This window comes from Bradyrhizobium jicamae (genome assembly GCF_018130215.1).
GTDB lineage: Bacteria > Pseudomonadota > Alphaproteobacteria > Rhizobiales > Xanthobacteraceae > Bradyrhizobium > Bradyrhizobium jicamae_A.
Genome location: NZ_JAFCKQ010000011.1, coordinates 61,614 through 76,218, shown reverse-complemented (window position 1 = coordinate 76,218; position 14,605 = coordinate 61,614). Strand labels below are relative to the sequence as shown.

Genomic DNA, 14,605 nt, shown 5'->3' with positions numbered 1-14,605 from the left:
TGGTCTGAACGATGTTGCGCGCAGGACGGGATTGAGTCCGCAGGTTCCGGGCCGGTCAGGTGGCTCGAACGCTCGCCGTTACGATACCCTGCCAATGGACTTGGGGAAGTCAGCAACGGTAGAATCCGGATTCGTCGATCTTGCACTTTGCCCCGCATGGACTCAACCAGCCCTCAAACACTCACGGAGATCCGAGAATGCCCAGCCCGGTAGTGAAGCTGCGTGCGCGATGGAAAACATGCGTCGCGCTGGGGGTAGCGGCCCTGGTGCTGCTTGCAGCGCCTCGTCTCGTCGAGGCCCAAATCGCCCAGGGTGTCGAGAAGGGCGCTCGGGAGGGCAACAAGGCGGCCGGGCCGGTCGGCGGCGTATTGGGTGGCGCCATCGGCGGCGTGGTCGGAATGGTGACGGGGGTCACCGGCGTTTTGACCGGCAATTCGAACAATTCCAACGCGACTGCCGCGAACGGCAAGAGCGGGCCGTCCCAGCCGGCCGCGCCGGCTGACAAGACGGGCGCCAAAGCCGCCAAGTCGGCCAAGGCTTCCAGGGAGGCTTCCAAGCAGGCTTCGAAGGATGCTCCCAAGGATGCTGCCATGGATGCAGCCAAGGATGCTGCCAAGGACAAGGGCGCCAAGCAGCCGGCCGTTCTGACCCAGGACGGTGCTCCGCAGCTCACGGCCGAGCAGATCGTCGCCAACAGCGACGCCGATATCGACCGGATCAAGAAGGAGCTGGACCTGACGCCCGAGCAGGAGAAGCAATGGTCCGGATTCAACAGCGCGATGCACTATCTCGGCCACAACGGCGCCGACCGTCTCAACCTGCGGATCGCGCGCGCCCAGCGCGATCCGCCCGACGACATCATCGAGCAGATGCGCAACGAGGCCCAATTCCTCAACGACCGTGCCGTCGATCAACGCAACGTCGCCGACGCGGCCGAGCCGCTCTATGCGAGCCTCGACGACAAGCAGAAACAAATCTTCATCAATGAAATGGTCCGTCTGAGCCACGAGCGCGGGCTCGATTGAGCGGTGGTTGACGCAAACAGTTCCGCTCCAACTGGAGCGGGGCTCGAGTTGCCGTTTTTGCGCGTCTCATTGACGCGAGCCGGCGCCCGCTTCGCTGGAGAACGCTCGGCGTGGGGACGAATAGCCGGGCTGCCAAGCCCTGGGGTAGGTTAAAGGCGCAGCACCCGGCTATTCTGCCGCAGCGGTGCGGCACGACAACCTCGTCATTCAATGTTGAATTAAAACGGACCGGATCACGCCCGAGTGATGGCCGAGTCGGGGCCTTGTCACGAACGGAGTGACGATGCGCTCAAGGCTCATGCCGGCTTTCTCTAGGCTTGCCGAACCGGCGCGGAGGTCGCGACGCCGGCGGACGCATTCAGCTCCCGGTCGATCTGCTCGATCGACTTGCCGCGGGTCTCGATTCCAAGGAAGCAGTAGACCGCGCCCGCCATCAGGAACCAGCAGCCGAGATAGACGAAGGCGGTCGGGATCTGGGTCAACGGCACATCCGGTTTGAGGTAGTTGTTCGAGCCGACGATCAAGGCGAGCCCCACCGGCCCGATGATCTTGCCGATCCCGCCAAAGCCATAGGCGGAGCCCATGCCCGTGGTACGCAGATGCGACGGCCAGACCTCGGCCGCGTAGGGGCCGACGATCGCAAAGCCGCCGTCGGCAAAGAAGAACGCCGCGGCGAGCAGCAGCCAGAATGCCGACATGCCGAACATGGTCGAGTCGTAGTGGTAACCGGCGATGATGGTCAGCGCCCCGGCGCCAAAGCCCAGCAGGCCGCCGGCGATCCGCCGTCCGAGCAGCTCCGAGAAATAGGAGAATGAGACGCGGCCGATGAAACCGGAGATGCTGAGCAGGATCATCATCCTTGCGGCCTCCTGCGGCGTCACCTTCAGCAGCAGCACGAACAGTGCGGGCGCCCACAGCGTGATGCCGTAGACCCCGGTCTGGGCGCCGGCATTGCCGAGCCAGGAGACGATCAGGCTGCGTGGATATTTGAACAGGTCGAGCCAGTTCGTCGTGACGACGGGACCGGCGTCGGCGGCAGTCGGCAATGGCAGCTCCGACGGCGGCACCTGCAGCGCCCAGGCGAGCGACTTGCGCGCCTCGTCATAGCGTCCCTGCCGGCACAGCCAGCGCGGCGACTCCGGCACCCAAAGCCGAACCAGCAGCACCAGCAGCGACGGCAACACGCCGATCGCGAACAGCAGCCGCCATTGGTCGGTGCCCATCGTGCCACCCAGCACGGCGCCAAGCCCGACGCCGAGCGGGATCACGCAGGTGACGAGCCCGCCGACCCAGCCGCGCTTGTGCGAGGGCATGAACTCCTGCACCAGCGGCAGGTCAACGCAATACAGGCCGCCGACCCCCGTGCCGACGAAGAAGCGCAGGACAGTCAGATAGACCCAGCCATTGTCAGGGGTGAAATAGAGCAGGCCGGTAGCGATCGAGAAGTTCAGCACCGTGCCGATGAAGACGATGCGGCGTCCGATCCGATCTGCTAGCCAGCCCCAGAGATAGGCACCGAGGATGGCGCCGATGCCCGAGCTCATCAGCACGGTCGCGGACTGGCCGAAGGTGAGCTTCCAGGGTCCGATCAGGAACGCGAGCACAAAGCCGATCAGGAAGTAGTCGAAGAACTCCAGCGCATCGCCGATGATGGCGGCGGCAAGAATCTTGACCTGGTTGCCGGTCAGGCTGGTTCGACGATCGAGAATCTCGAACATGGCGTCTCCCCCTGGCGCCTGTTCATTGGTGTTGGGAACGGGCGTCGCGCCGCCGCACCGCCAATGACAGGAGGCTAGCCTGCCGGCGCCGCGAACGACAAGTCTGGACCTGCGCGGGGCTCGTCTGCGCGCAGCCGATGCCGAGGCTTGCTACCGCTGCGCACAAATCGCGGTGTGAAAGCCCGATACCGTAGGCTACCGGCGTTGACTCGCGGGGCCGCAAACGCCAAGCCTGCGTACAGAGATCCGGGGCCAAACTTGATGGATGAGAAGCGAAAGCATCCTCGCACAGAGGTCAACGAGCCTGCCTATGTGTCGTCAGGCGGATCGGTGATGCATTGCACGATCGTCAATATCTCGCAGGAAGGGGCGGCCATCGATATCGAGAATCCGGCTTTCGTCCCGGATCGCTTCCGCCTGGTGATGGCAAACGACTCCTCAGAGGTCTACGAGTGCCGGGTGATCTGGGCCAAGAAGAACCGGCTCGGCCTCAGCTTCGTCACCTGACGCCGGCCACTGGAAATCCGCCCCCATGCCTGTAATGGTGCTAGGATGAATGCGATTTCGCTGCCGGAACAACAGGTGGTGCAGCAATGACCTCCGAGCCCGCCACGATCTGTCTCGGCTGCTGGCAAAATCTGCACATGCCGATCCCGTTGCGCGGGCCACTCTCGGCGCCGTTCCGCCTGTTCGGCATCAAGCCTAGCCGGATGAATCCGAATACCTGCACGATCTGCGAGATGGCTTTCTCGAAGGTCATGAAGGCGCGCGCCGTGACCGTCGACGCGACCATCATGTTCGCCGACCTGCGCGGCTATACCGCGCTGACCCAGACTATCGCGCAGGACGGCCTGTCGCTGCTGCTGGACGCGTTCTACGACGATTGCGCCGCAGCGATCTGGCGCTACGACGGCATCCTGAACAAGACGATTGGCGACGCCGTCCTGGCGATCTTCAATTTTCCGGTGCGGCGACAGGATCACGCTGCGCAGGCGCTGATGGCCGCGCGCCAAATCCAGCAGAGTTTTGCCCACCGGCGCGACGAACTGGCACGCAGCATCGGTGCTGGTGACGTCGAGATCGGCATCGGGATCGGGATCGACAGCGGCGACACCAATTTCGGTGAGTTTGGCCGCACCCATCGGGACCTGACTGCAGTCGGCACCGTGGTCAATCGTGCCGCGCGCGCACAGGCGGCCGCGAAGGCGGGCGAGATCCTCGTGACGTCGGCCGTGCGGGATCGATCCCACGACACGGTGATGTCGGACGGGGTCGACTATGCGCTGAAGGGGTTTGACCAGCCGGTGCGGCTGTACACGGCCTGAATTGACGCGACGCAAAAATGACGGCTCCGGCGCGTCCTCAGGACTGCGCACCGAAGCCGTCGGGATGGTCGTTTGCCGATTACGAACAGCGCTTCAACGCCGCGGGCGCGGGTTCGTTCCGGGCCTGCTGAAAAGCTTTCAGGTTCCCGGTCACCGCCACATGCCGCGCATCCTGGCGCGGATGTCGACCTGTGGCGCGCGGTTCGCGGAACCCGGTTCCGCGGCAGGCGCCCGAGGCCAGGTGGAGCGCTCGAACATCGGCAGCAGCTTTTCGGGGATGAACCTGGTCCGTGAGGCGTACATGTGTCGATCGCCCTTGGCGGCCTGGCCGTGGACGAAGAAGCGTTGGGGCACGAGCAGATGCAGATCGTCCTTGGCACGCGTCATCGCGACATAAAGCAGGCGGCGCTCTTCTTCTAGCTCAGCTGACGTGCCGGCGCCAAGATCGGACGGCATGCAGCCGTCGACCACGTTGAGTACATACACCGACTTCCACTCCTGGCCTTTGGCGGAGTGGATTGTCGAGAGGATCAGGTAGTCCTCGTCGCGTAGCGGCACGCCGGCCTGGTCGCTGGTTGCGTCAGGCGGATCGAGCGTGAGTTCGGTCAGGAAACGCTCGCGCGAAGGATAGCCGGCGGCGATCTGCTCGAGCTGGATCAGGTCGGCGCGGCGGACCTCGCTGTCTTCATGGATGCGGTCGAGATGAGGCTCATACCACAACCGTGCGCGTTCGAGATCGACGGGCCATTCGGAGAAGCGGAGGTTCTCGATCGTCTCGACGAACAGACGCCAATCCTCGCCGGCCCGAGGCGGCGAGGGAAGCGAGGCAAGCACTGAAATGGGATCAGCCGCCTCCGCCATGCAGTCGAGCACGCGCTGCGCCGAGGCCGGTCCGACCCCCGGGAGCAGATGCAGGACACGAAAGCCGGCGACGCGGTCGCGCGGATTGGCGGCGAAACGGAGCAGCGCCAGCATGTCCTTGACATGCGCCGCGTCGAGGAATTTCAGGCCGCCGAATTTCACGAACGGGATGTTGCGGCGGGTCAGTTCGACCTCCAGCGGTCCGCTGTGCGAGGAGGTACGAAACAGCACGGCCTGGTGCTTCAGCAGCGCGCCTTCCTCGCGGGTCGCCAGCACCTGCTCGACGACGTAGCGGGCCTGATCGGCCTCGTCGCGAATGGCTACGAGTTGCGGCTTGCGCGTCGAGGTGCGGTCGGTCCACAGATTCTTGGTGAAGCGTTCCTTGGCGAGCGAGATGACGCCGTTGGCGGCCGAGAGGATCGGCTGGGTCGAGCGATAGTTGCGGTCGAGCGTGATGATCTCGGCCACCGGGCTGAACTGTTCGGGAAAATCGAGGATGTTGCGCACGGTGGCGGCGCGAAAGGAATAGATCGACTGGGCATCGTCGCCCACCACGGTCAGCCCGTGGCCCGCCGGCTTGAGGCCCAGCAGGATCGAGGATTGCAGGCGGTTGGTGTCCTGATATTCGTCAACCATCACGTGGTCGAAGCGGCCGCCGATCTCCCCGGCCAGCGCAGCGTCGGTGACCATTTGGGCCCAGTAGAGCAGGAGGTCGTCATAGTCGAGCACGTTCTGCTGCTGCTTGGACTCGACATAGGCCGCGAACAGTTGCTTCAGCTCGGCGGCCCAGCCCGCGCACCACGGGAAGGACTGGCCCAGCGCCGTTTCGATCGGCAACTCGGCGTTGACACAGCGCGAGTAGATCGAAAGGCAGGTGCCCTTGGTCGGAAACCGGCTTTCGGTCCGCGACAGACCGAGATCATGCCGAACGAGGTTCATCAAGTCGGAGGAATCCTCGCGGTCGTGGATCGTGAAGGCGGGATCGAGCCCGATCCGCTCGGAGAATTCGCGGAGCAGTCGCGCGCCGATGCCGTGGAACGTGCCGGCCCAGCTCAGCGCGTCCGTCATCACGCCGGCCTTGTTGTCGCCGAGCACGCGCCGCGCGATGCGCTCGACGCGAGCGGCCATTTCGGACGCGGCGCGGCGCGAAAAGGTCATCAGGAGAATGCGGCGCGGATCGGCGCCGCTCACGATCAGGTGCGCGACGCGATGGGCGAGGGTGTTGGTCTTGCCCGAACCCGCGCCGGCGATCACCAGCAGCGGCGCGCCAATCGTGCCATCGGTCCCGACGCCATGCTCGACCGCGCGGCGCTGCTCGGGATTGAGCGCATCCAGATAGGCTGTGTTGGCAAGTGCAGGCACGAATCACCCCCAGCTGACGCTAACAGACATCGTGACGCTTGGGATCGGCGCCGTCGCGGGGCCGAGAAATTAGATTGACATTAGCGTGGCGCGGAGCACAACCGCGCTATGGGTGACGTATCCAGTTCCGACACGCCGTTGAAGGCGACGTTCAAGGTGCGGCTGAACGGCGAGACGGTGACGCTTGCGACCGTAGGGCAGGCCTACCGCTTCATCACCAGCGTGAGTGCCATCGAATGGATGGAATTCCGCTCGCTGCACGATGATGCCGTCACCGCGCTGGAGAGGGCGGCAGGCAATGCCATCCTGACGGTGCAGGCGACGAATGCGTTACGCACGCTGTTCGTGCGGGCAAAACTGGTCTGAAGCTTCGCAAAAAGAAGTGGGCCGCCTTGGCCCTCCGAGGCGGCCCGAGATGGCGGCTGAAGCACGATCGGCTCAAGCCATGGTGTGTACCGCCGTTACCTTGTTTGCGGCCATGACGAGGACGGCATTTACGGAAGCGCGGCCGATTCGGCTGTAGCATCGGCACAACACTCACAGGCTGCTGTCGTCGAGCAGCCGATCATAAAGCAGGGCCGATCGCAGGTTCATGGTTGCGATCTTCAGGTAGCGCGCTTCCCGCATCGCGTTGTTGAACATCATGATCGCTGTCCGCCAATGCGAGCGCTCGCGCTGGTCCGCGCTCAGCGTCGACAAATAGTCGGCGGCGTCGCCGACGGTCTCAAGCCTCCGCCCGTTCTTCAGCACGATCGAGAAGGCGAGCGGCGATCGCTTCTCCAGCTCCAGCACTTGAGACACTCCGGGCAGACGTTTCCGACGCGAGCAGACTTAGCTGCGTCGGTTATATCAAGTGTTAATGGTCGTCGGCCCGTGCGGCCAAGGCTGCTTCAGAAGTAAGGCTGCTTCAGAAGGAGTCGGCGAGGGCGATCTCCGCTTTCAGGGCGCTAATCCGCCGCTCCGCTTCCTCGAAGGTCAGGTCGCGCGCGTACTGCTTTGGCTGATAGGCCTCCTCGGCAAGGCTCCGCAGCCGGGCGGCCTGGCCCCGGGTCATTTGCACCCCGATCCGCTCGGCGATCCCACCGAATTTCACCGCTGCCATGCTCATCTGTCACCTCATTAGCCGAATGTTGCCTTGACAATATGTTCTATTTTTGTTCTAACAAGCCATGGACAACAAGATCAACGAAATTCGACGTAAGATCAGCACGTTGCGAGCTGAAATGACCTTGGTCGAGGCGGCGATCCGGGATCAGGTCAACCGTGACCTCGACTGCACCCAGGCGTCCTGTCGGCTGCTGGCCATGCGGGCCGAGGTCGCCGACTTGATCGCCCGCTGGAAGGCCTCAGGCGGCGGGGACCGGTTGCCGACGGTGCGCGAGCGGTTGACCCGAAGCCAGGACCCCACTCCTCAGGGGGCGCGTCTCCCGATGAAGGCCAAGCCGGTTGGTGGCAAGCCGCGGACCGGACACGGCAACGCCAAGGTCTGACCACGCGGGCCAATGCAGCGACGGGTCGCTCGAAGCGATATGATTGACGTCGGACTGGTTCCTGGCTGGAACCCGGGGCGCGGATCGGCATTTTCTCATGGTGAGACATCTCAATGCCATGACCGCCTCCATCGCAATGATCGCCGATCCGACCGCACCACAGCGGGAATCGATGAATGACGATCGCAGCCCGCTCCTGACGCTGATCTCCTGCATCAGCTGCGACAAAACCATGCGGCTTGAGAGCTGCTCTCCCGACAGTCAGGGCAGGGACATCCTTCAGTACCGCTGCGGGCAATGCAGCAGGATCGAGCGGGTCTGTTTGATCCGACGAACATGGCCGGGTAGCCGCTGAGCAAGACTCCGGCAGAAAGTTCCGCTTGCTCGGAACTTTATTTTTCGTCCGCGATTAAGATCTGTCTACCGAGATGAGTCATCACTGTTTTCTGGCTTGATTAGATCACGGGCAGTCATTCTTATGGTTTCGCTGGCTTGCGCGAGTCTTGATGCGCGCGTCCGGTGCGCAGGGGTAATTCGATGACCGATCTCGGTTCCGCATCACGTTCCCGCACCGACGGTCGCCGCGCCAAACCACCAAACGGAAAAGTCGATTCATCGCAGGATCTGCTGCAATCGCTGCAGGCGATGCGCGCCGGCGATTTTTCGGTGCGCATGCGTGGCGACTATCTCGGAATCGAGGGCAAGATCGCCGACGCCTTCAACGAGATCGCCGCCGCCAATGAGCGGATGTCGCAGCAACTCGCGCGCGTCGGCCAGGTCGTCGGTCGCGAGGGACAGACCCGCCAGCGCGTCAATTTCGGGCTCGCCAGCGGCTCCTGGGCCGACATGGAGAGTTCGATCAATACGCTGATCGACGATCTGCTGTGGCCGACCCGCGAGGTCACCCGCGCGGTGGCGGCAGTGGCACAGGGCGACCTGCTGCAGACGGTGCAACTCGACGTCGAGGGGCGGCCACTGCGCGGCGAATTCCTGCAATCGGCGAACATCGTCAACACGATGATCAAGCAGCTCTCGGTGTTCACCTCGGAAGTGACGCGCGTGGCACGCGAGGTCGGCACCGAAGGCAAGCTCGGCGGACAGGCTCAGGTGCCGGAGGTGACCGGCGTCTGGAAGGACCTGACCGAGAGCGTCAACTCGATGGCCAACAACCTCACCGGCCAGGTCCGCAACATCGCCGAAGTGACGATCGCGGTCGCCAATGGCGACCTTTCCAAGAAGATCACGGTCGACGTCCGCGGCGAGATCCTGCAGCTGAAGGAGGCCATCAACACGATGGTCGATCAGCTGCGCTCGTTCGCCTCGGAGGTGACGCGCGTGGCGCGTGAGGTCGGCACCGACGGCAAGCTTGGCGGCCAGGCGATCGTCCCCGGCGTTGCCGGCACCTGGAAGGATCTCACCGACTCGGTGAATGCGATGTGCGGCAACCTGACTGCCCAGGTGCGCAATATCGCCAACGTCACCACCGCGGTGGCGCGCGGCGACCTGTCGCGCAAGATCACCGTCGACGTGCGCGGCGAAATCCTGGAGCTCAAGGACACCATCAACACCATGGTGGACCAGCTCAACTCGTTCGCCTCGGAAGTGACGCGCGTGGCGCGCGAGGTCGGCACCGACGGCAAGCTCGGCGGCCAGGCCCAGGTGCCCGGCGTCGCCGGTACCTGGAAGGATCTCACTGACAACGTCAACTTCATGGCGTCGAACCTGACCGCACAGGTCCGCAACATCGCCGACGTCGCAACCGCGATTGCGGGCGGCGATCTCTCGAAGAAGATCACGGTGAACGTGTCGGGCGAAATCCTTCAGCTGAAGGAAACGCTCAACACGATGGTCGACCAGCTCAACGCCTTCGCGTCGGAAGTGACCCGCGTGGCGCGCGAGGTCGGCACCGACGGCAAACTCGGCGGCCAGGCGCAGGTCACCGGCGTGGCCGGCACCTGGAAGGACCTCACCGAGAGCGTCAACTCGATGGCCTCGAACCTGACCGCGCAGGTCCGCAACATCGCCGAGGTGACGACAGCGGTCGCCGGCGGCGACCTGTCGAAGAAGATCACGGTCGACGTGCGCGGCGAAATCCTGGAGCTCAAGGACACCATCAACACCATGGTGGACCAGCTTAACGCCTTTGCCGGCGAGGTGACGCGCGTGGCGCGCGAGGTCGGCACCGAAGGCAAGCTCGGTGGCCAGGCCCAGGTGCGCGGCGTCGCCGGCACCTGGAAGGACCTCACAGACAGCGTCAATTCAATGGCCTCGAACCTGACCGGCCAGGTCCGCAACATCGCGGAGGTCGCAACCGCGGTCGCCAAGGGCGACCTGTCGAAGAAGATCACGGTGAACGTCTCGGGCGAAATCCTTCAGCTCAAGGAGACGCTCAACACCATGGTGGACCAGCTCAACGCCTTCGCCGGTGAGGTGACGCGCGTGGCGCGCGAGGTCGGCACCGACGGCAAGCTCGGCGGCCAGGCCCAGGTCACGGGCGTCGCCGGTACCTGGAAAGACCTGACCGACAGCGTCAACTCGATGGCCGGCAACCTCACGGCTCAGGTCCGCAACATCGCCGAGGTGGCGACCGCGATCGCCGGCGGCGACCTGTCGCGCAAGATCACCGTCGACGTCCGCGGCGAAATCCTTCAGCTGAAGGAAACGCTGAACACGATGGTCGACCAGCTCAACCGCTTCGCGGGCGAGGTGACGCGTGTGGCCCGCGAGGTCGGCACCGAGGGGCGGCTGGGCGGCCAGGCCAACGTGCCCGGCGTCGCCGGCACCTGGAAGGACCTGACCGACAGCGTCAACTCGATGGCCGGCAACCTCACGGCTCAGGTCCGCAACATCGCCGAGGTGACCACGGCCGTGGCGCGCGGCGACCTGTCGCGCAAGATCACGGTCGACGTGAAGGGCGAAATCCTCGAGCTCAAGAACACCATCAACACGATGGTCGACCAGCTCAACGCCTTTGCCGGCGAGGTGACGCGCGTGGCGCGCGAGGTCGGCACCGAGGGCAAGCTCGGCGGCCAGGCCGAGGTGCCCGGCGTCGCCGGCACCTGGAAGGACCTGACCGACAACGTCAACTTCATGGCTTCGAACCTGACGGCGCAGGTCCGCAACATCGCCGAGGTCGCAACCGCAATCGCCGGCGGCGATCTGTCGAAGAAGATCACGGTCGACGTCCGCGGCGAGATACTGCTGCTCAAGGACACATTGAACACGATGGTCGAGCAGTTGCGCTCGTTCGCCGCCGAGGTGACGCGCGTGGCGCGCGAGGTCGGCACCGAAGGCCGGCTCGGCGGTCAGGCCGTGGTGCCCGGCGTCGGCGGCACCTGGAAGGACCTCACCGACAACGTCAACCTGCTCGCCGCCAACCTGACCACGCAGGTCCGCAACATCGCCGAGGTGACCACGGCCGTGGCGCGCGGCGACCTGTCACGCAAGATCACGGTCGACGTGAAGGGCGAAATTCTCGAGCTGAAGAACACCATCAACACCATGGTCGACCAGCTCAATGCCTTCGCCGGCGAGGTGACGCGCGTGGCGCGCGAGGTCGGCACCGAGGGCAAGCTCGGCGGCCAGGCCGAGGTGCCCGGCGTGGCCGGCACCTGGAAGGACCTCACCGACACCGTCAACGTCATGGCGGCGAACCTGACCGAGCAGGTGCGCGGTATCGTCAAGGTGGTGACCGCGGTCGCCGACGGCGACCTGAAGCAAAATCTCACGGTGAAGTCGAAGGGCGAGGTGGCCGCGCTCGCCGATACCATCAACAACATGACCGAGACGCTTGCGACCTTCGCCGACCAGGTGACGAGCGTGGCGCGCGAGGTCGGCGTCGAGGGCCGGCTCGGCGGCCAGGCCAATGTGCCCGGCGCGGCCGGCACGTGGAAGGACCTGACCGGCAACGTCAACCTGCTCGCCGCCAACCTGACCTCTCAGGTCCGTGCCATCGCCGAAGTTGCGACCGCCGTGACGAAGGGTGACCTGACGCGCTCGATCCAGGTCGACGTCCGCGGCGAGGTCGCCGAGTTGAAGGACAACATCAACACCATGATCGGCAACCTCCGTCTCACCACGGAGCGGAACACCGAGCAGGACTGGCTGAAGACCAATCTGGCGCGTTTCACCAACATGCTGCAGGGCCAGCGCGACCTCGCTACCGTCGGCCGGCTGCTGCTGACCGAGCTCGCGCCGCTGATCAACGCGCATATGGGGGTGATCTACCAGGTCGACAATCCGGAGAGCCCGCAACTGCGCCTGCTGTCGGCCTACGCCAATGACAGCAGCCACCCGCACCCGCAGATCGTCCAGTTCGGCGAGGGGCTGATCGGCCAATGTGCGCTCGACAAGCGTCAGCGCTTCGTCTCGGACATTCCCGGCGATGCGGTACCGGTCAATTCGGCGCTGATGCGGATCATGCCGAAGAACCTCGTCGTGTTCCCGGTGCTGTTCGAGACCCAGGTCAAGGCCGTGATCGAGCTGTCGACGATCGCATCCTTCACGACGTCGCAGATCACCTTCCTCGAACAGCTTACCGACAGCATCGGCATCGTGCTCAACAGCATCGAGGCGACGATGCAGACCGAGGCTCTGCTCAAGCAGTCGCAACAGCTCGCGGGCGAGCTTCAGACCCAGCAGAAGGAGTTGCAGCAGACCAACGACCAGCTCGAGCAGAAGGCCCAGCAGCTTGCCGAGCGCAATGTCGACGTCGAGCGCAAGAACCAGGAAATCGAGCAGGCGCGGCGCGCGCTCGAGGAGAAGGCGACCGAGCTGTCGCTGACCTCGAAGTACAAGTCCGAATTCCTCGCCAACATGTCGCACGAGCTGCGGACGCCGCTGAACTCGATCCTGATCCTCGGCCAGCAGCTCACGGAAAATCCGGACGGCAACCTGACGGCCAAGCAGGTCGAGTTCGCCCGCACCATCCATGGTGCCGGCACCGACCTGCTCAATCTGATCAGCGATATCCTCGACCTGTCCAAGATCGAGTCCGGCACGGTCACGGTCGAGGCGGAGGAGATCCTGACCTCGAGCCTGCTCGAAACCGTCGGACGTCCGTTCCGCCACGAAGCGGAGAACCGCCATCTGTCCTTCGCGATCGACGTCGACGGCAACCTCGCGCGCAGCATGGTCACCGACTCCAAGCGGCTGCAGCAGGTGCTGAAAAACCTGCTGTCGAACGCGTTCAAATTCACCGCCGAGGGCGGTGTGCAGCTCACGGTCTCGGCCGCGCTCGGCGGCTGGAGCGCAGAGCACCCGATCCTCAACGCCGCGCCCGCCGTCGTCGCATTCGAGGTGTCCGATACCGGTATCGGCATTCCCCAGGACAAGCAGAAGCTGATCTTCGAGGCGTTCCAGCAGGCCGATGCCGGCACCAGCCGGAAATACGGCGGCACCGGTCTCGGCCTTGCCATCAGCCGCGAGCTCGCGGGCCTGCTCGGCGGCGAGATTCATCTGCGCAGTGCCCCGGGCAAGGGCTCGACCTTCACGCTTTATCTGCCGCTGAAATATTCCGGCCCGGTTTCGCCGCGTCCGCCGGCGCCGCTGTCGCAGGCGCCAGTCCCTGCGCTGCAGGCGTCGTCGACACAGGAGCGCGCGATCGAGCAGCTTGCCGACGACCGGCTCGATCTCGAACCCGGCGACACGATCCTTTTGATCGTCGAGGACGATCCGCACTATGCGCGGGTGCTGATCGATCTGGCGCGTGACAAGGGCTTCAAGGTCCTGGTCGCCAGCCGTGGCACCGAGGCGCTCGACCTTGCCAAGCAATTCCAGCCGAGTGCGGTCTCGCTCGACGTGTTCCTGCCCGACATGCTCGGCTGGACCGTGTTGAGCCAGCTCAAGCACAATCCACTGACCCGCCACATCCCGGTCCAGATCATTACCCTCGACGAAGACCGGCAACATGCGCTCGCGCGCGGCGCCTTCTCCTTCGTCAACAAGCCGACGACCACCGAAGGCGTCAGCGCAGCGTTGACGCAGATCAGGGAATACGCCAGGCCGCGCCGCAAGCGGCTTCTGATCGTCGAGGACAATGCGGCCGAGCAGCTCAGCATCAGGGAACTGCTCGGACACGAGGACATCGAGATCGTTACCAGCGACACCGGCGCTGGGGCGCTGTCGACCCTGCGCGCAGCGCCTTGCGATTGTGTCGTGCTCGACCTGCGATTGCCCGACATGAGCGGTTTCGAGGTGCTCGACCATATCCGCAAGGACGACACGCTCTCCAATGTTCCCGTGGTGGTGTTCACGGGCCGGGAACTTTCGGCGGAGGAAGACGCGGAACTCCACACCATGGCGCGAAGCATTGTGGTCAAGGGTGTGGAATCGCCGGAACGGCTGCTCGATGAAACGTCACTGTTCCTGCACCGTGTCATCACGGAATTGCCGGCCGAAAAACAGAGGATGCTGGAGAAGCTCAATAGTTCCGACGAGGACCTGATTGGCAAGACCGCGCTTCTGGTCGACGACGACGCCCGCAACATCTTCGCGCTGTCCAGCGTGCTGGAGCGGCGCGGCATGAAGGTGCTGACTGCGACAACCGGCCACGAGGCGATCTCGCTGGTCGAGTCCAACCCGAAGATCGCGATCGTCCTGATGGACATCATGATGCCGCAGATGGACGGCTACCAGACCATCGGCGCGATCAGGCAGAATTCCGCGTTTGCGCGACTGCCGATCATTGCGCTGACGGCGAAAGCGATGAAAGGCGACCGCGAGAAATGCCTCGAGGCAGGTGCCTCGGATTACCTGGCCAAACCCGTCAACACAGAGCAACTGCTGCTCGCCATCCGCATGTGGCTGCACCGCTGATCGGCGAT

The 14,605-nt window shown here is 64.4% G+C and carries 11 protein-coding genes; 7 read left to right on the top strand and 4 right to left on the bottom strand.

What is annotated here, in order from left to right; all coding sequences use genetic code 11:
* The first annotated feature begins 197 nt into the window (after window positions 1–197).
* The gene (locus JQ586_RS15225) at window positions 198–1,025 is read left to right on the top strand and encodes a Spy/CpxP family protein refolding chaperone (RefSeq protein WP_212395394.1); all 828 of its coding nucleotides are present in this window, start codon (window positions 198–200) and stop codon (window positions 1,023–1,025) included.
* Between the two features lie 311 nt (window positions 1,026–1,336).
* Here JQ586_RS15225 and JQ586_RS15220 read toward each other — a convergent pair whose 3' ends face one another.
* On the bottom strand, window positions 1,337–2,743 hold the full coding sequence (locus JQ586_RS15220; protein WP_212395393.1) for an MFS transporter: 1,407 nt from the start codon (window positions 2,741–2,743) through the stop codon (window positions 1,337–1,339).
* 261 nt (window positions 2,744–3,004) lie between these two features.
* Here JQ586_RS15220 and JQ586_RS15215 point away from each other — a divergent pair, with 261 nt between their 5' ends.
* Together JQ586_RS15215 and JQ586_RS15210 are read left to right on the top strand one after the other, a co-directional pair.
* A complete protein-coding gene (locus JQ586_RS15215) occupies window positions 3,005–3,250 on the top strand; it encodes a PilZ domain-containing protein (RefSeq protein WP_212395392.1) in 246 nt (81 codons plus the stop codon).
* A gap of 86 nt (window positions 3,251–3,336) precedes the next feature.
* A complete protein-coding gene (locus JQ586_RS15210; protein WP_212395391.1) occupies window positions 3,337–4,068 on the top strand; it encodes an adenylate/guanylate cyclase domain-containing protein in 732 nt (243 codons plus the stop codon).
* A 150-nt stretch (window positions 4,069–4,218) separates the two neighbouring features.
* Here JQ586_RS15210 and JQ586_RS15205 read toward each other — a convergent pair whose 3' ends face one another.
* The gene (locus JQ586_RS15205; protein ID WP_212395390.1) at window positions 4,219–6,291 is read right to left on the bottom strand and encodes an ATP-dependent helicase; all 2,073 of its coding nucleotides are present in this window, start codon (window positions 6,289–6,291) and stop codon (window positions 4,219–4,221) included.
* 108 nt (window positions 6,292–6,399) lie between these two features.
* Between JQ586_RS15205 and JQ586_RS15200 the strand changes: the two genes are divergently transcribed.
* Window positions 6,400–6,657, top strand: a complete 258-nt coding sequence (locus tag JQ586_RS15200; RefSeq protein ID WP_212395389.1) for a hypothetical protein — start codon at window positions 6,400–6,402, stop codon at window positions 6,655–6,657.
* A 171-nt stretch (window positions 6,658–6,828) separates the two neighbouring features.
* Here the strand turns inward: JQ586_RS15200 and JQ586_RS15195 are convergent, their stop codons facing one another.
* Together JQ586_RS15195 and JQ586_RS15190 are read right to left on the bottom strand one after the other, a co-directional pair.
* On the bottom strand, window positions 6,829–7,083 hold the full coding sequence (locus JQ586_RS15195) for a hypothetical protein (protein ID WP_212395388.1): 255 nt from the start codon (window positions 7,081–7,083) through the stop codon (window positions 6,829–6,831).
* Between the two features lie 115 nt (window positions 7,084–7,198).
* Window positions 7,199–7,399 (bottom strand): DUF3072 domain-containing protein, encoded by a 201-nt coding sequence (locus JQ586_RS15190; protein ID WP_249147622.1) that lies wholly within the window; start codon window positions 7,397–7,399, stop codon window positions 7,199–7,201.
* 61 nt (window positions 7,400–7,460) lie between these two features.
* Between JQ586_RS15190 and JQ586_RS15185 the strand changes: the two genes are divergently transcribed.
* The 3 genes from JQ586_RS15185 (at window position 7,461) to JQ586_RS15175 (ending at window position 14,597) form a co-directional block, all read left to right on the top strand.
* Window positions 7,461–7,781: a hypothetical protein gene (locus tag JQ586_RS15185; protein WP_212395387.1), complete on the top strand. Its 321-nt coding sequence runs from the start codon at window positions 7,461–7,463 to the stop codon at window positions 7,779–7,781.
* Window positions 7,782–7,824: 43 nt separating this feature from the next.
* Window positions 7,825–8,136 (top strand): hypothetical protein, encoded by a 312-nt coding sequence (locus tag JQ586_RS15180; RefSeq protein WP_249147621.1) that lies wholly within the window; start codon window positions 7,825–7,827, stop codon window positions 8,134–8,136.
* 182 nt (window positions 8,137–8,318) lie between these two features.
* On the top strand, window positions 8,319–14,597 hold the full coding sequence (locus JQ586_RS15175; RefSeq protein ID WP_212395386.1) for a HAMP domain-containing protein: 6,279 nt from the start codon (window positions 8,319–8,321) through the stop codon (window positions 14,595–14,597).
* The last annotated feature ends 8 nt before the right edge of the window (window positions 14,598–14,605 follow it).

What these genes read in the sequence shown, in the direction of transcription:
- JQ586_RS15225 (WP_212395394.1), top strand. Translation starts at nt 198, where the DNA reads ATGCCCAGCCCGGTAGTGAAGCTGCGTGCGCGATGGAAAACATGCGTC.
- JQ586_RS15220 (WP_212395393.1), bottom strand. Translation starts at nt 2,743, where the DNA reads ATGTTCGAGATTCTCGATCGTCGAACCAGCCTGACCGGCAACCAGGTC.
- JQ586_RS15215 (WP_212395392.1), top strand. Translation starts at nt 3,005, where the DNA reads ATGGATGAGAAGCGAAAGCATCCTCGCACAGAGGTCAACGAGCCTGCC.
- JQ586_RS15210 (WP_212395391.1), top strand. Translation starts at nt 3,337, where the DNA reads ATGACCTCCGAGCCCGCCACGATCTGTCTCGGCTGCTGGCAAAATCTG.
- JQ586_RS15200 (WP_212395389.1), top strand. Translation starts at nt 6,400, where the DNA reads ATGGGTGACGTATCCAGTTCCGACACGCCGTTGAAGGCGACGTTCAAG.
- JQ586_RS15190 (WP_249147622.1), bottom strand. Translation starts at nt 7,399, where the DNA reads ATGAGCATGGCAGCGGTGAAATTCGGTGGGATCGCCGAGCGGATCGGG.
- JQ586_RS15185 (WP_212395387.1), top strand. Translation starts at nt 7,461, where the DNA reads ATGGACAACAAGATCAACGAAATTCGACGTAAGATCAGCACGTTGCGA.
- JQ586_RS15175 (WP_212395386.1), top strand. Translation starts at nt 8,319, where the DNA reads ATGACCGATCTCGGTTCCGCATCACGTTCCCGCACCGACGGTCGCCGC.